The organism is Dehalogenimonas sp. NIT-SK1, assembly GCF_055384165.1.
Map to the genome: position 1 here is coordinate 108,994 of NZ_AP042352.1, position 21,819 is coordinate 130,812.

At 53.7% G+C, this 21,819-nt stretch carries 19 protein-coding genes; 12 read left to right on the plus strand and 7 right to left on the minus strand.

What is annotated here, in order from left to right; all coding sequences use genetic code 11:
- Nucleotides 1-49 precede the first annotated feature (49 nt).
- From ACZ48S_RS00645 to rho, 7 genes are all read left to right on the plus strand, one after another.
- Nucleotides 50-1,003, plus strand: coding sequence for a DnaJ C-terminal domain-containing protein (locus ACZ48S_RS00645; RefSeq protein WP_464213057.1), 954 nt, complete (start codon nt 50-52; stop codon nt 1,001-1,003).
- A 17-nt stretch (nt 1,004-1,020) separates the two neighbouring features.
- The gene (locus tag ACZ48S_RS00650) at nt 1,021-1,338 is read left to right on the plus strand and encodes a MerR family transcriptional regulator (protein ID WP_464213059.1); all 318 of its coding nucleotides are present in this window, start codon (nt 1,021-1,023) and stop codon (nt 1,336-1,338) included.
- 30 nt (nt 1,339-1,368) lie between these two features.
- The gene (locus ACZ48S_RS00655; protein WP_464213061.1) at nt 1,369-3,801 is read left to right on the plus strand and encodes an ATP-dependent Clp protease ATP-binding subunit; all 2,433 of its coding nucleotides are present in this window, start codon (nt 1,369-1,371) and stop codon (nt 3,799-3,801) included.
- Between the two features lie 502 nt (nt 3,802-4,303).
- Nucleotides 4,304-5,950: a CTP synthase gene (locus tag ACZ48S_RS00660; protein WP_464213063.1), complete on the plus strand. Its 1,647-nt coding sequence runs from the start codon at nt 4,304-4,306 to the stop codon at nt 5,948-5,950.
- A gap of 338 nt (nt 5,951-6,288) precedes the next feature.
- Nucleotides 6,289-6,954 (plus strand): fructose-6-phosphate aldolase, encoded by a 666-nt coding sequence (gene fsa / locus ACZ48S_RS00665; RefSeq protein ID WP_464213065.1) that lies wholly within the window; start codon nt 6,289-6,291, stop codon nt 6,952-6,954.
- 97 nt (nt 6,955-7,051) lie between these two features.
- Nucleotides 7,052-7,420, plus strand: coding sequence for a four helix bundle protein (locus ACZ48S_RS00670; RefSeq protein ID WP_464213067.1), 369 nt, complete (start codon nt 7,052-7,054; stop codon nt 7,418-7,420).
- A gap of 115 nt (nt 7,421-7,535) precedes the next feature.
- Complete coding sequence (gene rho / locus ACZ48S_RS00675) at nt 7,536-8,885, plus strand: transcription termination factor Rho (RefSeq protein WP_464213069.1); 1,350 nt, start codon at nt 7,536-7,538, stop codon at nt 8,883-8,885.
- 582 nt (nt 8,886-9,467) lie between these two features.
- Here rho and ACZ48S_RS00680 read toward each other — a convergent pair.
- Nucleotides 9,468-10,262, minus strand: coding sequence for a hypothetical protein (locus ACZ48S_RS00680; protein WP_464213071.1), 795 nt, complete (start codon nt 10,260-10,262; stop codon nt 9,468-9,470).
- Nucleotides 10,263-10,630: 368 nt separating this feature from the next.
- On the opposite strand from ACZ48S_RS00680, the gene ACZ48S_RS00685 reads away from it, so the two are divergent.
- Both ACZ48S_RS00685 and ACZ48S_RS00690 read left to right on the plus strand, forming a co-directional pair.
- Nucleotides 10,631-10,927, plus strand: a complete 297-nt coding sequence (locus ACZ48S_RS00685; RefSeq protein WP_464213073.1) for an AbrB/MazE/SpoVT family DNA-binding domain-containing protein — start codon at nt 10,631-10,633, stop codon at nt 10,925-10,927.
- Nucleotides 10,927-11,187 (plus strand): type II toxin-antitoxin system RelE/ParE family toxin, encoded by a 261-nt coding sequence (locus ACZ48S_RS00690; protein ID WP_464213075.1) that lies wholly within the window; start codon nt 10,927-10,929, stop codon nt 11,185-11,187. Before ACZ48S_RS00685 ends, ACZ48S_RS00690 begins: the two co-directional genes overlap by 1 nt.
- 112 nt (nt 11,188-11,299) lie before the next feature.
- On the opposite strand, the gene ACZ48S_RS00695 is transcribed toward ACZ48S_RS00690, so the two are convergent.
- Together ACZ48S_RS00695 and ACZ48S_RS00700 are read right to left on the minus strand one after the other, a co-directional pair.
- A complete protein-coding gene (locus ACZ48S_RS00695; RefSeq protein WP_464213077.1) occupies nt 11,300-11,617 on the minus strand; it encodes a type II toxin-antitoxin system PemK/MazF family toxin in 318 nt (105 codons plus the stop codon).
- Nucleotides 11,618-11,869 carry a ribbon-helix-helix protein, CopG family gene (locus ACZ48S_RS00700; RefSeq protein WP_464213079.1) on the minus strand — a complete coding sequence of 84 codons (252 nt, stop codon included), beginning with the start codon at nt 11,867-11,869 and terminating at the stop codon, nt 11,618-11,620.
- Nucleotides 11,870-12,454: 585 nt separating this feature from the next.
- Here ACZ48S_RS00700 and ACZ48S_RS00705 point away from each other — a divergent pair.
- The 3 genes from ACZ48S_RS00705 (at nt 12,455) to ACZ48S_RS00715 (ending at nt 20,007) form a co-directional block, all read left to right on the plus strand.
- The gene (locus ACZ48S_RS00705) at nt 12,455-15,307 is read left to right on the plus strand and encodes a fibronectin type III domain-containing protein (RefSeq protein ID WP_464213081.1); all 2,853 of its coding nucleotides are present in this window, start codon (nt 12,455-12,457) and stop codon (nt 15,305-15,307) included.
- A 466-nt stretch (nt 15,308-15,773) separates the two neighbouring features.
- On the plus strand, nt 15,774-18,677 hold the full coding sequence (locus ACZ48S_RS00710) for a fibronectin type III domain-containing protein (protein WP_464213083.1): 2,904 nt from the start codon (nt 15,774-15,776) through the stop codon (nt 18,675-18,677).
- Nucleotides 18,678-19,047: 370 nt separating this feature from the next.
- Nucleotides 19,048-20,007: a histone deacetylase family protein gene (locus ACZ48S_RS00715; RefSeq protein WP_464213085.1), complete on the plus strand. Its 960-nt coding sequence runs from the start codon at nt 19,048-19,050 to the stop codon at nt 20,005-20,007.
- Nucleotides 20,008-20,208: 201 nt separating this feature from the next.
- On the opposite strand, the gene ACZ48S_RS00720 is transcribed toward ACZ48S_RS00715, so the two are convergent.
- The 4 genes from ACZ48S_RS00720 to ACZ48S_RS00735 form a co-directional block, all read right to left on the minus strand.
- Nucleotides 20,209-20,481 (minus strand): type II toxin-antitoxin system RelE family toxin, encoded by a 273-nt coding sequence (locus ACZ48S_RS00720; protein WP_464213087.1) that lies wholly within the window; start codon nt 20,479-20,481, stop codon nt 20,209-20,211.
- Nucleotides 20,468-20,701, minus strand: a complete 234-nt coding sequence (locus ACZ48S_RS00725) for a ribbon-helix-helix protein, CopG family (RefSeq protein WP_464213089.1) — start codon at nt 20,699-20,701, stop codon at nt 20,468-20,470. Before ACZ48S_RS00725 ends, ACZ48S_RS00720 begins: the two co-directional genes overlap by 14 nt.
- A 98-nt stretch (nt 20,702-20,799) precedes the next feature.
- Nucleotides 20,800-21,018: a type II toxin-antitoxin system HicA family toxin gene (locus ACZ48S_RS00730; protein WP_464213091.1), complete on the minus strand. Its 219-nt coding sequence runs from the start codon at nt 21,016-21,018 to the stop codon at nt 20,800-20,802.
- The gene (locus tag ACZ48S_RS00735) at nt 21,018-21,263 is read right to left on the minus strand and encodes a type II toxin-antitoxin system HicB family antitoxin (RefSeq protein WP_464213093.1); all 246 of its coding nucleotides are present in this window, start codon (nt 21,261-21,263) and stop codon (nt 21,018-21,020) included. The genes ACZ48S_RS00730 and ACZ48S_RS00735 overlap by 1 nt, the downstream gene beginning before the upstream one ends.
- Nucleotides 21,264-21,819: the final 556 nt, after the last annotated feature.

The following is a 21,819-nucleotide window of genomic DNA, read 5'->3' on the forward strand; positions in this document are numbered from 1 at the left end:
AAAAGCTGATGAATGTTACAATAAATTATCCTGTTGAGAAGAGATCAATATGGCTGCGAAGAAAGATTATTACGCAATACTCGGCATTAGCCGCAGCGCCCCGCAGGACGAGGTCAAAAAGGCCTTCCGCAAGCTGGCGCGCAAATACCATCCGGATGTCAATCCGGGTGACAAAACCGCTGAGGCCCGTTTCAAGGAAATAAACGAGGCTTATGAGGTGCTGGGCAAAAAAGAAAACCGTGAAAAATATGACAAATACGGTGAAAACTGGCAGCATGCCGATGCCTTTGAAAAGGCCGGCGGCGCCCGCTACCAGCAGACCGGCGGCAGTCCGTTCGGTGGTGGTTCCTACGGCGGGGCCGGTTTCGGCGGTTTTGATTTCCAGCAGGGCGGCGCAGGTTTCGCCGGTGAGGATATCGGCAGTATTTTTGACCAGATACTGCGCGGCGGCGGAGGCGGCGGTCGTCCGCGCCCGCGCCGCGGCCAGGACCTGGAATACCAGGTTGAAGTCAGCCTGGAAGAGGCCTATCACGGCACCAGCCGCCAGCTGAGCATGCAGGGAGCCAAGACCCAGAAGCTGGAAGTTAAGATCCCGGCCGGCGTCACCAACGGCTCGCGGGTACGGCTGGCCGGCAAGGGCGGTGAAGGCGCCGCCGGCGGGTCCAAGGGAGACCTGTTCCTGGTAATCAAGGTACGGTCCCACGCCCGCTTTGAACGCAGGGGAGATGACCTTTATGAAACCATCGACGTGCCGCTGACCACCGCGGCCCTGGGTGGGGAGGTGCATGTGCCCACCATCAAGGGCGGCAAGCTGGCGCTGAAAATCCCGCCGGAAACCCAGAACGGCCGCACCTTTAAACTCACCGGCCAGGGCATGCCGCACCTGGGCAAGACCGGCCACGGTGACCTGGTTGCCCGCGTCAACATCAAGCTTCCCACCAACCTGACGGAGAAGGAAAAAGAACTGTTCGCCGAACTGGCCAGGCTGCGGCCGTCGGCGTAAATATCCGGGAGGAACGTATGCAGGAAGATAGATATCGCCCGCGTTATGTGATACATATTGCCGCGCAGCTGATCGGCGTCAAGACGCACACCCTGCGCTATTATGAACGCTCCGGGCTGGTCAAGCCGCACCGTTCGCCGGGCAACATCCGCCTCTATTCGGAGAGCGACATAGAAACCCTGCGGCGCGTCCGCAACCTGATGGATGACCTGGGCGTCAACATGGCCGGCGTAGAGGTCATCAACAATATGCTGGAAAAAATGCAGCAGCTGATGCAGGAAAATGAAAGACTGCGGGAAGAACTGCGGCAGTTGTACCAGGAAATGGATAGCTAACCGCTTTTTGCCGGAAAGGATAAATTCTTAATGAAACAGGAAAAATTCACCGAACAGGCCCAGGAAGCGGTTGCCGCCTCCCAGGAACTGGTACGTCATTACCAGCACAACCAGTGGGACGTGGAGCACCTGCTGCTGGCGCTGCTGACCCAGGAAAAGGGCCTGGTGGGTGAGATTATAAAAGAACTGGGAGCCGACGCCGAAGCGGTCAAGCGTGAAGTTGACGCCGCCCTGTCCAAGGTACCCAAGCTGGGCTATGAGGCGCAGCAGATATACCCCACTCCCCGCATAATGCAGGTAGGGCAGGACGCCTCCCATGAAGCTTCCCGGCTCAAGGATGAGTTTATCGGCACTGAGCATATTTTCATCGCCGTGGCCGGTGAGGCCAAGGGCCTGTCGTCGTCTATCCTCAAGCGTTTCGGCATTGATAAAGAAAAAGTCTACCTGGCGCTGCAGAAGATCCGCGGCTCCCACCGGGTTACTGACTCCCGGGCGGAGAGCAAATACCGCTCGCTGGAAAAGTACTCCCGTGACCTCAATGAGCTGGCGGAGAAGGGCAAGCTGGACCCGGTCATCGGCCGGGACATGGAAATCCGCCGGGTGATGCAGATACTGACCCGCCGCACCAAGAACAACCCGGTCATCGTCGGTGAGTCCGGCGTCGGCAAGACGGCCATCGCCGAAGGCGTCGCCCAGAAGATAGTCAACGGTGACGTACCCACATCCCTCAAGGGCCGCCGCGTCATGGCCCTGGACATGGGTTCGCTGCTGGCCGGCGCCAAGTTCCGCGGTGAGTTTGAAGAGCGCCTTAAGGCGGTCATGGACGAGGTCATCGCTTCATCCGGTGAGGTCATCATGTTCATCGATGAAATCCACACCCTGGTCGGGGCCGGCGCCACCGAGGGCGCGCTGGACGCTTCCAATATGCTCAAGCCTGCCCTGGCCCGCGGTGAACTTCAGGTCATCGGCGCCACTACTTCCGATGATTACCGCAAGTACATTGAAAAGGACAAGGCGCTGGAGCGGCGGTTGCAGTCGGTGTTCGTCGAGGAACCTAACGTTGAAGACGCCGTCGAGATTTTGAAAGGCCTGCGCCCACGCTACGAGTCCCATCATAAAATCCGCATTACCGATGAGGCCCTTGACGCCTCCGTCCGGCTGTCGCAGCGTTACCTGACGGAGCGGCACCTGCCGGACAAGGCCATAGACCTCATTGATGAGGCCGCTTCCAAGCTGCGGCTGGATTCGGAGTCGGCGCCGCCGGAAATCCGGGAGCAGGAGCGGCAGCTGCAGCAGCTGCAGTCGGAGGAAGAGGCCGCCTCGCAGCGTGATGACTTTGCCGCCGCCGCGGAGCTGAAAAGCCGGCGCCTGCGCCTGGACGAAGATTATAAAAAGGCCTACGCGGACTGGCTGGAGAGAGAAAAAATCGCCGGTGAAGTGGACGCGGAGCAGATCGCCCAGCTCATCGCCAACTGGACCGGCATCCCGGTCACCCAGATGCTGGAGGCAGAGGCGGAGAAGCTGGTGCACATGGAAGAGCGCATACACGAGCGCTTCGTGGACCAGGATGAGGCGGTGGTCGCCGTGGCTGAGGCCATCCGGCGCTCGCGCGCTGGTCTCAAGGACCCCCGCCGCCCCATCGGCAACTTCCTGTTCCTCGGTCCCACCGGCGTCGGCAAGACGGAGCTGGCGCGCTCGCTGGCCTGGTTCCTGTTCGGTGATGAAACGGCCATGGTGCGCATTGACATGTCGGAGTACCAGGAACGCCATACCATATCCCGCATGGTCGGCGCCCCGCCCGGCTATATCGGCTTTGAAGAGGGCGGCCAGCTGACCGAGGCGGTGCGCAAGCGCCCTTACCGGGTAATCCTGCTGGACGAGGTGGAAAAAGCCCATCCCGAGGTGTTCAATACCCTGCTGCAGCTCCTGGACGACGGACGCCTGACTGACGGCCACGGCCGCACCGTGGACTTCAAAAACACCGTGGTCATCATGACCTCCAACGCCGGCGTGGAAACCATCCGCCGGGAGTCCCGGCTGGGCTTCGCCACTGGCAGTGATGAGGCCAGGGACAGCTATGACAAGATGAAGGACAAGGTGCTGGGCGAGGTGCGCAAGCAGTTCCGGCCGGAGTTCATCAACCGCATCGACGAAATAATCGTCTTCCGTGAGCTTACCGAGCCGCAGCTGCGCCACGTGGTTGACCTGATGGCCAGGGACGTGGAGCAGCGCCTGGCCGAGATGGAAATCGGCCTGTCCATTACTGATGCCGCCAAGGACTGGCTGGTCAAGGCTGGCTATGATCCCATTTACGGCGCCCGCCCGCTGCGCCGCGCCATCGAAAAATACGTGGAAAACCCGCTGGCTTCCCGCATCCTCAAGAGCGACTTTGCCGCCGGCGCTACCATAACGGTGGAACTGGCCGGAGATGAACTGACCTTCCAGTCCGGTGAGGCGGTATGAAGTCTCACCGGACCTGAAAACCTGAATTCCAGGCACTGGATAACAGGGAAATTCCGAAGTTAGTCAGAGATCAGTTATTAGTGTTCAGTTGGCAGTTCTTTAAGGAAGTGGATTACCCGTTTTCACGGGTAATGACAAATAGAGAGTAGGGATTTCCCCGCTTTCGCCGGCAATCCAACTCCTTATAACACTGAAAACCGACAACTGAGAACTTAGAACTTTTAAGATTTGAGATTTTTCTGGTTTCTGTTTTGGTCATTTGAATTTGGATATTAGATATTGTTTAGTGTTTAGATATTCGACATTAGATATTGAACATTGCGTATTGTTTAGCATTTCGATATTAGTGCTTAGATATTCCCCGGAAGCCTCGTGGCTTCCGGCAGTTGACATCCCCCCTTCTCCATCCTATAATACGTTGCGGGCTTGAGATTTCCCCCAAGAGTCCGTTCCCAAATGAACATCACAAACACTATTTTCAGGACGTTCGGTATGCTGTTAAATGGCTAAGTACATCTTCGTGACCGGCGGCGTGGTCAGTTCCGTAGGCAAGGGCATCACCGTCGCCAGTATCGGCACTGTTCTCAAGAGCCGCGGCGTCAGTGTCTCCGTCCAGAAGCTGGACCCCTACCTCAACGTTGACCCCGGCACCATGTCGCCCTACCAGCACGGCGAGGTTTTCGTCACCGGTGACGGCGCTGAAACCGACCTTGACCTGGGCAACTACGAACGCTTCATCGACATTGACCTGACCGCCGAATCCAACGCCACCTCCGGCCAGGTCTATTCCGCCGTCATCGCCCGCGAACGCCGCGGCGACTATCTCGGCGGCACCATCCAGGTTGTGCCCCACCTGACCACGGAGATAAAGTCCCGCTTCCACAAGCTGGCTGACAAGTCCGGCGCTGACGTTATCCTCATTGAGGTCGGCGGCACCGTCGGTGACATCGAAGGCCAGCCCTTCCTGGAGGCCATCCGCCAGATGCGCAAGGATGTCGGCCGGGACAACGTGCTTTATATTCACGTCACTCTACTGCCTTACATCGGCTCCACCCAGGAGCTAAAGACCAAGCCCACCCAGCACAGCGTCAATGAGCTGCGCCGCATCGGCATCCAGCCGGATGTCATTGTCTGCCGCTCGGACGTGCCCATCTCGGAAAGCACCCGGGACAAGATTTCTCTCTTCTGCGACGTTGACCGTGAGGCGGTCATCTTCGCTCCCACCGTGGACACCGTCTATGAGGTGCCGCTGGTGCTGGAGTCAGAAGGAGTAGGGGACCTGCTGGTCAAGCGGCTGGATTTGAAAGCCGGCCCGCCGCGCCTTGAAGGCTGGCGGCAGATGATAGACTGCCTCAAGAGTCCTTCCTGCGAACCGGTACGCATCGCCCTGGTGGGTAAATATGTAGAGCTGCGAGACGCCTATTACTCGGTGCGCGAGGCCCTGTGCCACGCCGGCCTGCATCACAGCCGGGACGTCAAGATAGACTGGATACAGTCGGAAGACCTGGAAAAGCCCGGCGGCGAACACCTGCTGGACCATGCCCAGGGCATCATCGTACCCGGCGGCTTCGGTGACCGCGGCATCGAAGGCATGATCAAGGCCGCCCAGTACGCCCGCCTGCATAAAGTGCCGTATTTCGGCCTGTGCCTCGGCCTGCAGATCATGGTCATCGAATTCGCCCGCAACGTAATCGCCGCTGAGCGCGCCAACTCCACCGAGTTCGACGAGGCCACTTCCCACCCCGTGATTGACATAATGCCGGAGCAGAAAGATGTCTGCGGCAAGGGCGGCACCATGCGCCTGGGCAACTGGCCGTGCCGGGTAGTGCCCGGCACCAGGGCCTCGGCCGCTTACGGGCAGGAACTGGTCCATGAGCGCCACCGCCACCGCTTTGAGTTCAACAACCAGTACTGGGATAAATATGAGTCAGCCGGCATGGTTTTCTCCGGCCTGTCGCCGGACCGCCGCCTGGTGGAGATATGCGAGGTCAGGGACCACCCGTGGATGCTGGCCTGCCAGTTTCATCCGGAGTTCACCTCCCGCCCCGGCAAGCCCCAGCCGCTGTTCCGTGACTTCATCGCCGCGGCCATGAAGGTCATGCGGGAAGGCTCCCAAACAGCGCTGCCGCTTGACAGCGGCAATACCTAATGTCTAAGCACTAATATCTAAACAATGACCAAAATACAAAAACTAAAACAGGGAACGACCGAAGCAAAAAAGGTTTTGAGAATTAGAAAATTAGAACTTTGATATTATTTAGGATTTAGGTATTAGGATTTAGAAATTATCAGGGCTCAGCTAATATTTAAACAATGACCAAAATAACTAAAGTCAAAATAAAATACAACAAGGTTGAGCCGGCTAAAACTAGTTGTCATTGCGAGGCTGCTGCCGAAGCAATCTCGGTAAGCTGTTTAAATATTTGAAATTAGATATTGTTTAGGATTTAGATATTAGATATTAGAAATTATAATCGGAGTTATCCAATGAAACTGTTCTTAGACACCGCCGTAATCGAAGAAATTAAAAAAGCCGCCGACATGGGTGTTATCCACGGCGTCACCACCAACCCCACGCTGGTGGCCCGCGCCGGCCACAAGGACTATAAAGCGCTGGTGCAGGAAATCGCCGCCATCCTGCCGGAAGGCTCGGCTATTTCGGTGGAAAGCGTGGCCGAGGATGTTAAGACCATGGTGGAAGACGGCAAGCGCTTCTTTGACTGGGCGCCGGACAACGTGGTCATCAAGCTGCCCACCAACGCCGCCGGGCTGGAAGCCACCCGGGAGCTGGCCAAGGACGGCATCCAGGTCAATATGACCCTGTGCTTCTCCGTCAACCAGGCTCTCCTGGCCGCCCACGCCGGCGCCGCTTACGTCAGCCCCTTCGTCGGCCGGTTGGATGACATCGGCCATGACGGGATGCAGCTGGTGCGCGATATTGTTACAATGTATAAAGAGTATAATCTGGAAACCTGGGTCATCGCCGCTTCCATCCGCCACCCACTGCACTGCGTAGAGGCGGTAAAAACGGGCACCCAGGTGGCCACCGTACCTTATAAAATCCTGGAGCAGATGCTCAAGCACCCCCTGACGGATAAAGGCATCACCGCTTTTATTGAAGACTGGAAGAAGTCGGGGGCTTCGAACGCCTAGCGTTCGAGAATATCGAATATCTAATCCCTAATATCTAAACAAATCCAAATATCAAAATAATAAATTCAAAATAAGAAAGAACAATACCAAAAAAGTCTTGGAAAATTTACGTGAAAAGCCTTATGACCTGGAAGAGCGGACACTCAGTTTTGCCAAAGGTATTATCGGGTTTATCGGTCAGCTTAAGATGACCGTGGCTAATAAAGAAATCGCCAGGCAACTGGTGCGTTCATCCGGTTCCATCGGCGCTAATTATATCGAGGCTAATGAGGCTTTAAGCAAAAAGGATTTTGCCCTGCGGGTCAAAATTTGCCGCAAAGAGGCTAAAGAAACCAGATACTGGCTTCAACTGGTGGAAGCGGGCACTTCAGAGCTTGAAAATGCGCGGATAAAACTGCTTAATGAAGCAACCGAAATTATGAAGATATTTGGTTCAATCGTAGAAAAAACAGCAAAAGGATGTTAGATCAAATTAATTTTTTTAGAATTTTGAGCCTTAAATATTGTTTAGGATTTAGAAATTAGATATTAGAAATTGTTAAATATTGAGATTTGGAATTTAAATACACTAGGAGTCCACTATGGCCGACAACGAAAACTTGAACAGCAATATTGATCAGGAGAACAACGACACTCCCCCTCCCCCCGAACCACCACCACCCCCATTGTCCTTGTCGCGCCTGGAAACCATGTCCCGGGAGGACCTCCTGGAGCTGGCCAAGCGCATGAAGGTCACCGGCGTTACCGCCGCCAAGAAGCAGGAAATCGTGCGCAAGCTGCTCCAGGCCACCACTGAGCAGCAGGGCAACATCTTCTGCTCCGGCATCCTGGAAATCATGCCGGACGGCTACGGCTTCCTGCGCCAGGGCACGCTGCTGCCTTCGGCCTCGGACATCTACACCTCCCAGTCCCAGATACGCCGCTTCGGCCTGCGCACCGGTGACATGATCATCGGTCAGTCCCGCCCGGCCAAGCCCGGCGAGAAGTATTACAGCCTGCTCCGGGTGGAAGCGGTCAATGACCTCAGCCCGGAAGGCGCCAAGCGCCGCCCCTATTTCGGCGCCCTGACGCCCACCTTCCCGGACCGTATGCTCAACATGGAAACGGAGCAGAACATGCTCTCCACCCGCCTAATCAATTTGGTGTCTCCCATCGGTCGCGGCCAGCGCGGCATGGTGGTTTCGCCGCCCAAGGCCGGCAAGACCATGCTGATGAAAAACATCGCCAACGCTGTCGGCGCCAATTACAATGACATTCACCTCATGGTGGTGCTCATCGGCGAGCGCCCGGAAGAGGTTACTGATATGCGCCGCTCGGTCCGCGGCGAGGTCATGGCCGCCACCTTTGACGAGGCGGTGGAAAACCAGACCCGCGTGGCGGAGCTGGCGCTGGAGCGGGCCAAGCGCATGGTGGAATCCGGCAAGGACGTCTTCATCCTGCTGGACGGCATCACCCGCCTCACCCGCGCCTATAACCTGGCCATGCCGCCCTCAGGCCGCACCCTCTCCGGCGGCCTGGACCCGGTAGCTCTGCACCCGGCCAAGAAGTTCTTCGGTGCCGCCCGCAATACCGCGGAGGGCGGCTCGCTGACCATCATCGCCACCTGCCTGGTGGATACCGGCTCCCGCATGGATGACCTTATTTACGAGGAATTCAAGGGCACCGGCAATATGGAACTGCACTTGGATCGCCGGCTGGCGGAACGCCGCGTCTTCCCGGCAATTGACATCCCCCGCTCCGGCACCCGACGCGAGGAGCTGCTGCATCCTGAGGCTTCCTACCGCCAGATCCAGCTGCTGCGCCGCATGGTCGGCATCATCTCGGACGATACCACCAATTTCACCGAGGTCACCGAGCGCGTGCTGGAAAAACTCAAAAAGAGCAAGAATAACGTTGACTTCCTGACAAACCTGACGCGGGAGAAACAGTAAAGTCAGCCTGTGGCTGAAAATTCTAATATCGAATATCTAATTTCTAAACAATAACTAAATACAAATAGCAAATGACCTAAATGAGGCCGCCGGCAAAACCCGGCGGCCTTCTTCTTCCAATCGTCATTGCTCTCCCTTCGTCATTGCGAGCCTACGGCGAAGCAATCTCGGTATCCCCCATCCTGTCATTTTCGGCGAAAGCCGGGAATCCACTTCCTTGTATAACTGATAACTGATAACTGACAACTATAAACTGAAAACTGAGAACTGATAACTCTAAACTACTAACTACTGAAAACTGAGAACTGATAACTCTAAACTACTGATTACTTTTAACTTTTGAAACTTTGAATATTGTTTAGTGCTTCGAGATTAGATATTAGAATTTCCCGCCCCTGCGGGTTCGTCCTTGCGAGCCTACGGCGAAGCAATCTCGGTAACCCCCATTCTGTCATTCTCGGCGAAAGCCGGGAATTCACTTCCTTGTATAACTGAAAACTATTAACTGATTACTGACAACTGAAAACTGCTAACTACTGAAAACTGATAACTCTAAACTTGGGGAACTAAAAACTAAGGAACCTAAAACATCGCCACCCCTTTAACCAGGTAATACCCGGCCACAAACAGCAGAATTAAGGAACTGACGTTGAATATCATTCTCCGGTGCGGCAGCACTTTAAGTATTACCGCCCCCAGCGCCATCCCCAGCAGGGGATAAATGGTGGAAGTCAGCGCAAAGGCGCCGCCCACCAGCGCGGCGTGCCCCAGCGTTCCGGTCATCACCAGCGGCAGCAGGATTACCAGCCGCCCGCACATGGCCGAGCCTCTTATGCCGCCCAGCACCAGGCCGCCGCTGAATCCGGCCACTCGTTCCTCGGACACCTCGCGTCCCCACTTCACCCGGGCGTTGCGGGTAATCGGTTCCACCTGGAAATCCTCGGCGGAGCAGGCCTTCTCGTCGGCGCAGTCGTGGCAATGGTCTTTCCATTCATCGTCATGATGCACCGGGCAGGTATTGCAGTCATGCCCGCAGTTGGAATGGTCGGCTCCGTCGGCAGCCGCGGCGTGGTGATGGTGGGCTTTCTTGCTGGCCCAGGGCGGTACCCAGCCGTTGACATACCGGGCATAGAAATAGGCCACAAAGAGCAGCATTCCCAGGCCGGAGATTACGTTTATCCAGGCATGGGGAATATCAATCATGCCGCCTATAAGCCAGAAAATAAAGACAAAGCCCAGAATACCGATGAATCTTCCCACCAGGTAACCCCCGCAGGCCCACTTGTCGGATGTCTGCAGGGCAAAAACCACCAGGGCGCATATCCATAGATTACCCAGTGATAATCCTAATAAGGCTGCAGTCGCTACTTCATTCATCGTGCCGCACCTCCCTGGAACAGGATTTTGGCCTAGCTTACCGCCGTAAAATAAAGATGTCAAATCCACTGAATAATAATTAATAACATCATAAATAACTAAATAATCAGCTTGCTCCATACCGGTCCAGCCTTGACACTGGACACTTGTCACTGCTGAAAACTGATAACTGAGAACTCTAAACTACTGACAACTGAAAACTGAAAACTGTAAACTAAAAACTCTTAACTACTGACAACTGAAAACTGACAACTGATAACTGTAAACTCTAAACTATTAACAACTGTCAACTCGTAACAATTTAGATATTCGCCCTCTTGCCCTCTCACTCCATTTCTGCTATTCTTAAAATCAGAAAGTAGGAAATTATGTCAGAACTGGTACAGGTACGCAAAAAAGCCCAGATAACCCTGCCGCTGTCGGTGCGCCGCCAGCTGGGCATCGAGGACGGAGACCTGGTTGATGTTCGTGTGCATGAAGGTGAAATAATCCTCAGGCTCAAGAAACTGGTGGATAAAGAGCAGTCCTATTTCTGGAGCCGCCGCTGGCAGCAGGGTGAGGCCGCCGTTGAGGCTGATGCCGCCGCCGGCCGGGTCCATGAATTTACCGATGCCGCCCAGGCGGTTGACTATCTGCACCGGCGCTCCGGCGGCCGCGGCGCCTGATGACCATCCGCCTGTCAGAGCACTTCGTCAGCCGCTACACCGCGTTGCCCAAGGCCCTGCAGCGCAAGGTGGATGAAGCCCTTAAGCTGCTGGACGCTGACCATCGCCACCCCGGACTGCGCAGCCATCCGGTACAGGGAGCGCCCGGTATTTTTGAGGCTTACGTGGATGATAAATACCGCATGACTTTTGAGCGGGAAGGGGAAGTGCTGTTCCTGCGTAACGTGGATAACCACGACGAATGCCTGAAAAACCCCTGATCCGCTTTTCCTTATATATACTGAACGCTTATGGACAATCAATTTTTGAACATTGAGATTTGAGATTTCCCAACGGTCTGTCATTCTCGGCGAAAGCCGGGAATCCACTTCCTTATTCTTTCAGGTCCAGAGCAAAGACAATCGCCCTGGTAACAGCGTCCATCTTCTGCGAAGAGAGGGCAGTAATCCTCGCAGTCAACCTGGCCTTAGGAATGGTGAGGATTTCATCAAGGTTGACAACACATTGCTGAGGCATTTCATCTTCCGGGCCAAGTAGTACTTCAACCGGGATATCGCGGACAGTGCGGGTGACTACCCCAACAGTAATCGACGATCTCACTTTATAAGCGGCATCTCTGGATAGCAGGACTACCGGCCGTCTGCCGGCAGGTTGCGGCAAGTCAGCCCACCATACTTCACCGCGGCGCACTTACCATGACTCCCTGGCTAAAATCTCCCCAGTCATGGCTACCTGGGCCTCTGCCAACTTTGGGTTCTCCGGTAACCTCTCGTATCCCCTTTGGTATAACCGGTCCATCTCTTCAGATTCCATCTGCCCCAGGTAGCGCCGGCAGGCCTGCCGAATCAACTCTGACCTGGCTTTACGTTGCTTTTTGGATATCTGGTCCAAAGCAGAAAGCAGTACTTCATCAACCGGAACCTGTATCACCTTCATGACCATCAAATTACTCCTTATGATATTCCTCAGTTATTATACACAATATTATGTGTAAGATATACTTCAAATCATATAGCACCCTTATATATTGAAACACGTAAAGCCGGTCCCCCGTTTGGATATTGAATATTAAAGTTAAAATATTGTTTGTTATTTGGTGCTTGAGATTTGAGATTTCCCAACGGTCTGTCATTCTCGGCGAAAGCCGGGAATCCACTTCCTTGTATAACTGATAACTGACAACTGTAAACTCTAAACTTGGTGAACTAACTACTGACAACTGAAAACTCTAAACTACTGAAAACTGACAACTGAAAACTGTGAACTTATCAAACTGAAAACTGAAAGCTGTTTCTTACTCCCTCTCCCTCTTGACATACTATGGTACTATATTAAGGACGCAGAAAAAGGCTGCGCGCTTCTTGCGTTGCGCCTGTTGACATAAATCATATAGAAAGGTGGTGATGGAATACGAAAGCAGCCGGTAGGCGGAACGAATCACTAAACGTAGATCTCCAGGAGTCTTTAGGGAATACCAAAAAGACAATATAAATAAACCAAATAAATATATAAGGAAATAAAAGGTCGATGAAAAGATTAAATAAATTATTCGGCGTGCTGCTGACAACGGCCATGCTGACCGGCTTGCTGGTCACCAGTGCTTTGCCCGTAGCCGCTGATGACAATGCATGGAGTTCCTTCGACACTCCAGTTGATACCGAACAGGTCGGTACCTTCACCGATGGCAGTCTGCTGACCCAGGGTGCTGATGGTGCTTTATATGCCTCAATATATGACGGCAGTGATTTCAACCTGGCCAAGTCCACCGATGGCGGCAAGACTTGGGACCTGAATAAGACCCCGGCTTTCACCGGTCTGACCGTAGGCCCTATTGCTGCTGGTCAATGGGAAATCCAGGCTATCGCCGCTTCACCCAGTGAAGCCAATGTCGTCTATATCGCTTCTCTCCACACCGTTTTTAAATCCACCGACGGCGGTGAAACCTTTGCTAAAATGGCCTCTGTTGATTCAGCCTATGACATCACTGCAATGGATGTTGCTATGGCCGGCGGGGCCTATAAAGTAGTTGTCGGTGCGGATACTGGGGCTGCAGATTCAGCTGATGTATTCTTCATGGATGAAGCTGAGTTCTTCTATGCCTTCAATACCATTGGCACCCCCAGCTTCAATACCACTCATAGTACTGCCGATGTCATCTATGACATCAAACTTTCCCCCGACTTCGCCACCGACAAAGGCATTGTCGTTCTGGCTAACGACAGCAGCACTACCGACAATGCCATCGTTTCCTTTAACGTCAACGGCGGCGCCTGGGGTTCCACCGTTGATGCTCTGGATGGCACCGATATCGGCGCTATCACCGGTGGCGTTATCGCTCTCCCGGGTGACTTCAATATCCTGACTAGCCCGTTGTTCTACGTCGGCACCAGTGCCGGGTCCGATGCGGTTGATGGTATCTTCCGAGTTATCGGCAGTGCTACCGCTTCCGCCGCTTATCTGTTGCCGGCTTTCGCCAGCGGCACCTATGCCGCCACCGATGTTGCCAGCCTTGACGTTATGGGCACCTTCGCCGGCGCTTACATCGTTGCCGGTACTACCGACGGCGTTCTGACATCGGTTAATTCTGGCGCTACCTGGACCCAGGGTGGTAATGTTACCGGTCCTGTCAGCGCCATGGTTGCCTTCGATCCTGACTTTGGTGACAATGGGGCCATCTATGCCATGACCAGCGGCACTGAAGGCGCTTTCCAGGTGTCCATGGATCAGGGCGCCAACTTTGCCCAGATCAGCCTCATCAATAGTTCTATTGTTGTTATCTATGAAATGGCGTTTGCCGCCAATGGTGATATCTTTATGATTACTACCGGTGGCAGTTTATACCATCTGTGGCGCTACACTGATGGTTGGGAGCGCATCCGGTCAGCTTCTGGCTCTGAAGACATGGTTAATCTTCAGCTGTCACCGAACTATGGAACTGACGGTGGTGTTTTCTTCTATGATAATGGTGATGACACCATTTGGTATTCCACTGATAGTGGCAAGACCTTTACCGCCCAATTAGCTGCTTCTCCGGGTGACATTGATGTCTTCGCAGTTGTTGACCTTCAGACATTTGTTGCTGGCGGTGGTGATGGTATCTATCGTACTACAAACAACGGATTCATTTGGGATCAGGTCAGCACTATTGATGACGTTGATTTCCTGGTCTGGTCCAGCGATGGCAGCACTCTGGCTGCTGTTGATGGTGATACCAATGATGTATCCTTCTCTTCCGATGGCGGCGCCACCTGGTCTACGCCTGATGGCGATGCTATCTCTGGAATACCTGGCATCACCGCTGTTACCTTTGAGAACGGTTCTACTGACACTCTCTGGGCTACCACTGCTGATGGCCTTTACTCCAAGAAAGGCGATGGTGACTGGAGTACTGATAAAGACAATGGTACCCTGACCACCGGCATTGGCGTTGCTAGCGGCGTTGCCGGCAGTTATGCTATCTATGCTTTGGATAGCGATGACAGCAAAGTTACTCGCCTTCTTTCAGATGCTTCAGAACCTGAAGAGACTGTTGCCCCTTCCAGCACCACTTCTGCCAGTATGCTCTTCATTGACCCGGCCATGGGCGCCAACAAACTCTGGGGCGTCTTTGACAGCACCAAAATCCGCACTTACACCGATACCCTGGCGGTTAAAGTCACCGGTGTTACCGTAACTTCGTTCACCACTGGAACCGCCAAGGTTTCCTGGAACGCGGTCAACGGAGCTACCGGTTACGAAGTATTCGTAAAAGCTGGTTCCAGTGCTGAAAAGGATTTGTTCACCTCAGGCACTACCTTAGGCATCGTAACCGTAGCGGATGAGACTGCTACCATCACTGGCCTGACTGAAGACACTACCTACACCATTAGTGTATGGGCCAACGCTCCGGTCAGTTCCTTCTACGGCAGCGTAAGCTTCGCCACCCAGCCGGAAACCCCCACCACTCCTCTGAACCTGGCTCCGGCTGCCGGCGCTACCAATGTTCCGGTGAACCCGTCCTTCCAGTGGAAGGCCGTAGCTGGCGCTACCCAGTACAATCTGGAAGTCAGCACCAGCCCTGACTTCAGCGACCCGATGACCTTCACTTCGGCCATCGCCGCTTATGCCTGGGCTTCCGAGTCACTGGACAACAACACGGTGTACTACTGGAGAGTTAACGCTCAGACTGCCACTGGTACTTCTGACTGGGTAACCAGCGTATTTACCACTGTGGAAGCTGAAGAGCCTCCGGTAACCGTAACCCAGACTTCACAGCCCGGCGTTACCCTGACCATACCGGCTCAGGAAACACCGGGTTATATCTGGATAATCATCGGAGTCGGAGCAATCCTGACCATCCTGGTGATCGTCCTTATCGTCCGCACCCGCCGCGTAGTGTAAAAACTACCGACAACGGATAACAAAGAGGGAAGCCCTTAAAGGGCTTCCCTCTTTTATTTCCCTCAACTTGTCATTACCCGCCCTCTCTCTGTCATTACCCACGAAAGTGGGTAATCCACTTCATTATACTGATAACTGATAACTATTAACTTGGGGAACTGACTACTGACAACTAATAACTGTGAACTTATCAAACTGACAACTGAAAACTCTAAACTACTGCCAACTGTAAACTGTCAACCCGGCTGGCTTCAGGGTTGACGCCTGTGATAGTATATCAATCAGCATGGGGCCGAAGCCCGACCCCTTATATTTGACCCTGTGATTTCTAATTCAGTCATAAGCGGAGGAGGTGGTATTATACGGCAGCATCCTTAAAATTGAATAATTGCGCATAGTAGATTATCCATGTCTTTAAGTAGATTCTAGATATAATCAAAATTTAATAAAAGGAAATACAAGGTCGATGAAAAAACTGAATAAATTCTTCAGCGTGCTGCTGACGACGGCTCTGCTGACCGGCTTGCTGGCCACCACAGCCCTGCCGGTAGCTGCTGACGACAACGAATGGAGTTCATTTGAAACTCCGGTTGATACCGACCAGATTGTGGATCTCTATGATTCCGGTCTGCTGACCCAGGGTTCTGAAGGCAAGCTCTATGCCTACGTTGAAATTGTGGACTCCCCCAATACCGATAACCTGGCTGTGTCCAATGACAGCGGCCGGAATTGGGATTTTTATGAAGTGGACAATCCCATTGACGCCATTGCCGTGGCCCCTGACGATGATGATGTTGTTTATATTGCTATAGACGATGAAGTCTTCAAGTCCACCGACGGCGGTGAAAGCTTTGCCCTGATGGCTTCCCTGCCGGTAACCGGCCATATCATTACCGCCATGGACGTGGCCATGGCCGGCGGTTCCTACAAAGTAGTCGTCGGCGCTGATGACGGCACCGACGCCGAAGTCTTCTTCATGGATGAAGCCAGCTTCTTTTATGCCTTTGAGACCATCGGGACTCCCAGCTTCAATACCACCCATTCCGTGGCTGAGAAAATATTTGATGTTAAGCTCTCCCCCGATTTTGCTGATGACAGGGGCATAGTAATCCTGGCTGGGGATGATGGTGTCTCAATGAATCCGATCATCAGCTTCAACGTCAACGGCGGCGCCTGGGGTTCAACCGTTGACGCTATTATCGATGATGGTGACTTTTCAATTCCCGGCAGCATCTACGGCGGCGCTATCGCTCTGCCGGATGACTTCAACATCCTGACCAGTCCTTTGTTCTATGTCGGTTTGCCAGGTGACTCTGATGCCTCCGGTGTCTGGCGCGTCCTGGGTAACGGCGCCGAATCCACTGCCGTGCGTCTGCCGGCTTTTGATGCCGGCGGAGACTTCTACAACACAGACCTGGTTAGCCTGGATGTATTCGGCAATTTCAACTCCTGCAGCCTGGTAGCCGGCAGTGATGAAACCGATGTTATTACTTCAGTTGACTCCGGAGCCGGATGGACGGCCGGCGGCAATTTAACCGGCAGCTTAAGTGGAGATGTCTTTGCCGTCTTTGACCCTGACTTCGGCGCCAACGGCACTGTTTATGCCCTGACTGAAGCCAGCAGTGATAACGAGTCCGCCTTCCAGGTCTCCATGGACCAGGGCGAGAACTTCGCCCAGATAAGCCTGATCAATACTGATATTGCTACCATTGATGAAATGGCTTTTGCCGGCAATGGCGACATCTATATGATCACCTCGCCCGCCAGCGGTGAAATCAGCGTTTGGCGCTATATTGATGGTTGGCAGCGAATCCAGTATGACGCTGACTCTGAAGAACCTGGTATGCTCAAACTGTCGTCCAACTATGACTCCGATAATGGTGTCTTTGTAGTTGTTGATGATACCATTCTGGCCTCTGCTAACAAGGGCAAGACCTTTGACGCCCAGCTGGCCTCACCGGGCACTATCAATTCATACCTGGTGGTTGACCTGAACACCTTTGTAGTCGGTGGTTCCGGTTCAGTTTCCACCACCGCCAACAGCGGTTTCCTCTGGGATACCGAATCAATCAGCGGCATCGGTGATGTTACTTCGCTGGATATTGACGGTGATTCCATAGTGGCCGGCGGCACCGGCAAAGTAGCCGTGTCCGAGGATATGGGCTCCACTTGGGATGCCTTTGACCTTCCGGCTGGTACCGCGGGGGATACCCTGGTGGTGTTCCAGGAAACCTATGCTGACAACGGCCTTATATTCCTTACCAGTAATGGTATTCTTGGTGGGGACCTATGGCGCTATGACTATAATGCTGACAGCCCCGTCTGGGAAGAGATGGATGATTATTACGGCAACAACTATGCTCATATTTCAGATGTCTGGGTTGACAGGGGTGTAGGCCTGGCAACAGGGCTTGGCGGCCCGCAGGGTATGCTGTATGCCCTGGATGACAATGGCGCCATAATCCGCGTCAAGTGCCGCGACGGCCGTGATATTGATGACCTGCGCGCTGAGGCATTTATGCCGATGGGTGCCTTTACTTCTGCTTCGCAGCTTTACATCGAACCGGCCGCCGTGGGCGGCAACCAGCTTTGGGTTGTTGGCGACGATAATGAAATCTGGACCTACACTGATACCCTGGCTGTATTCGGCAGCGGTTCTACCGTCACCAGCTTTGATGAAACCTCAGCCACCATCAGCTGGAATGCTGTTCCCGGCGCTGAAAGCTACAAGGTGTCCCTGGTTGAAGGCAGTTCCGCACCTTCTAATGCCCTGCTGGCTCCTGAAGAAGCTAATGTTACCGAGACCACTTACACTTTTACCGGCCTTGACCCGGATACCACCTACTCCTTCCGCGTCTGGGCGGTTGAACCGCTTTCCAGCTTCCATATCGCTGGTGAGACTAGCTTCTCCACCCAGCCGGAAACTCCCACCACTCCTGACAGCCTGGCTCCGGCCGCTGGAGCTACCAATGTACCGGTACGCCCGTCATTCCAGTGGATGGCGGTACCCAATGCCACCGAGTACAATATAGAGGTCAGCACCAGCCCGGACTTCAGCGACCCGATGACCTTCAATTCGGACATCGAGGCGTTCGCCTGGACCGGCGATGACCTGGAAAACAACACGGTGTACTACTGGAGAGTCAATGCCACCACACCCACCGGCACTTCAGACTGGGTAACCAGCGTCTTCACTACCGTTGAAGGTGCTGAGCCTCCGGTCACCGTAACCCAGACTTCACAGCCTGGCGTTACCTTGGATATGCCGGAATCCGAGACTCCCGGCTACATCTGGATAATCATCGGAGTCGGAGCAATCCTGACCATCCTGGTGATCGTCCTTATCGTCCGCACCCGCCGCGTAGTCTAGTTCTCTAGACTACACGACAACGGATAATAAAGAGGGAAGCTCTTCAGGGCTTCCCTCTTTTATTTCCCAATAGTCTGTCATTCTCGGCGAAAGCCGGGAATCCATAAACTGCTAACTACTAACAACTGAGAACTGACAACTGTAAACTGTCAACTCGTAACAACTATAAACTAATAAAACTGAATATTGTTTGATATTTGGAGCTTGAGAATTGAGATTTCCGGCGTCCCCGTTTTCGGTCATTTGAACATTTGATATTGTTTAGCATTTAGAGCTTAGATATTAGTGCTTCCCGCAATCCTGTTTCGGTTATTTGAATTTAATTATTGTTTAGTGCTTAGATATTAGCAATTAGATATTCGGAATATTTATGTCTTCTTACGTCTATAATCCAAACTTCCTGCTCCACAAACCCGGTCCGCGGCATCCGGAATCCCCGGAGCGGCTGGAGGCGGTCATGCGCCGCTTGGCCGAAACCGGCCTGCTGGACCGATTGCGCGCCCTGGAAGCCCGCCCGGCAACCACGGCGGAGCTTGAGGCTGTTCACACGACGGAATACCTTGCCCGGCTGGAGGAAATGTCCGGCAGGGGCGGCGGCGAGCTTGATGCCGACACTACCCTGTCAGCAGAATCCTGGACGGCGGCGCGATATGCCGCCGGAGGCGCTGTGGCGGCCGTAGAGGCTGTCATGGAGGGTGATGCGCCTAATTCCCTTGTCCTGTCACGTCCACCCGGTCATCATGCTTTTGCCGGACGCGGCAGCGGCTTCTGCCTGCTCAACCATGTGGCCGTGGCCGCCGCGGCGGCGGCGCGCAAATACCGCCTGGAGCGGGTGGCCGTCATTGACTGGGACGTGCACCACGGCAACGGCACCCAGGCCATCTTTGACGGCCGCCCGGAACTGTTTCATGTTTCCCTGCACCAGTATCCCCACTATCCCGGCACCGGCGCCCCAGGTGATACCGGCAGGGTCGGCAACCTGCTCAATATCCCGCTGGCGCCCGGCAGCGGCGACAACCAGTACCTGGAGGTATTCCGGGAGCGGGTGGTGCCGGCGGTGCGCCGTTTTGCCCCGGAACTCTTGCTGATTTCCGCCGGCTACGACGGGCACTGGGCCGACCCCCTGAGCGCTATGCGCCTGTCAGTGTCCGGCTACGCTGAAATGACTGCCCTAGCCAAGGCCCTGGCCGAAGAATGCTGCGAGGGACGGCTGGTGCTGATCCTTGAGGGGGGCTACCACCATAGGGCGCTGGCGGCTTCCGTGGCCGCCGCCTTCAGCGTCCTGCTGGACGAACCCTGGGATGATCCCCTGGGTCCCTCGCCGGTCTAACCACCGGTACCCCTGTCCATACCCATCGTCATTACGAGCCTGCGGCGAAGCAATCTCGGTAGCCCTCAGTATGTCATTCTCGGCGAAAGCCGGGAATCCATTTCTTATACTGATAACTGATAACTGAAAACTGTCAACTCGTAACAACTATAAACTAAAAAAATCTTTAGTGCTTAGATATTAGAAATTAGATATTCGGAATTAGTGCTTCCCACCTTCCCGGTATGCTTCTCTCCGGTGGGCAATCCTGACCACCCAGACGGTAAGCTCATTGTCCTGGATGGAATAGAGTATGCGGTACACGCCCTGCCTCAGGCGGTATCTTTCCTGCCCGGTCAGCTTTTCACAGCCCCTGGGTCGCGGGTCGTCGGCCAGTCCGGCTATCCGGCTGAGGACCTTGTCAATGTCCTTTTTGGGGATGGTTGTGAAATCCTTTTCAACCGATTTCTTGAAAAAGATGCTATATCCGGCCATCAGCCTTCAGCTTTCGCACCATTTCTTCGTAGCTTACCAGCGGCTCATTTATCCTGGCGTCGAAAACCTCGATATCTTCGGAATCCTCAGCCAGCGATTGCCGCAGCGCTTCATTTATTAGTTCGGATATGGACCGGGAAAGGGTGGCTGATTTCATCCTCAGCGCCTGGTGCAGTTTGCTGTCCAGGTAGACGGTAGTTCTTTTGGTTTCTGTGTTCATGTCATCAATCCCCTCTACCGCCATTATAACATTAAGACGTTTTAATGTCATGATGTTGGTCTAAAAGTGACGCGGAACTGGCTAAGGCGAAAAAAAGCTTACAGCTTCTCCCATTCAGCGCGGCTGATATCGGCTTCCTTGAGAATTCGCGATAACAGTTCCCGGCTGATTTCGGAACGATGTGGATTGGGAATAACCAGGCGGCATTGCTGACGGATCATTACCTGGTGTTTACTGCCGGAAAAGGGACCTTCAAAACCTGCCTTCCGCAATGATGCTACCAGGTCTGTTCTTTTAATGGGTCCGAATTGCGGCATCAGGAAATCTCTGCCGGTAGTTTTAACTCAATAGCGTCAATTTTGGGTAGCGGCAGATGACGGGAAATACTGATCATCACCCAGTCTTCCAGGGTTTCACGGAGTTCCTGGCGGCAGCCTTCCAGGGTGGGAGCGTTGGCCCAGACTCCACGGAAACCGGGTATGGACCCGTAGTAAGATTTGTCATCCGGCAGTATTTCATATTCGGCTTTTTTCATCGCCGCTTCAAAATAATCGGTTAGCATAGCCCCTCCTGTTGTTAGTTTCAAGTATAAACTCCTGTCAGCTTAATGGCAATGGATGCTAAAATTTCACCACCTTGTCATTCTCGGCGAAAGCCGGGAATCCGTGCCCCAGTGCCCCTGGATTGCCTGTTTTTACGGATAATGACAAGAGTGGGCGGGTAATGACGAAAAAGCGGGTCAGTCATTGCGAAGCCGCCGGCAGGTGGTTGTGGCAATCTGGTATGAATATCTTCCCACGGCTTCGATGCCCTGTTTAGATAGTAGAAATTGCCGGTTCCGCCGGGCAAAAGTGTAACCTTTACCCCTTGCGCCGCAGGGTTTGTTAAGTTATCATAAGTTCTATTTATTACACGCATATAATTAAGATAATATGAGTGTTTAACTATTCCGGATGAAACTCTAAACTGGCAACTACCAACTATTAACCAAAAACTTTGAATTATTTGAATATGTTTGAATTGGCAAAACGACTCACGATTGGACGCTAAAATCTCAAAGCCGGAAAAGAAGGGTCGTTTCCGTGAGTTGGCATCAGGTGTGCAGAAACAAAAACAAT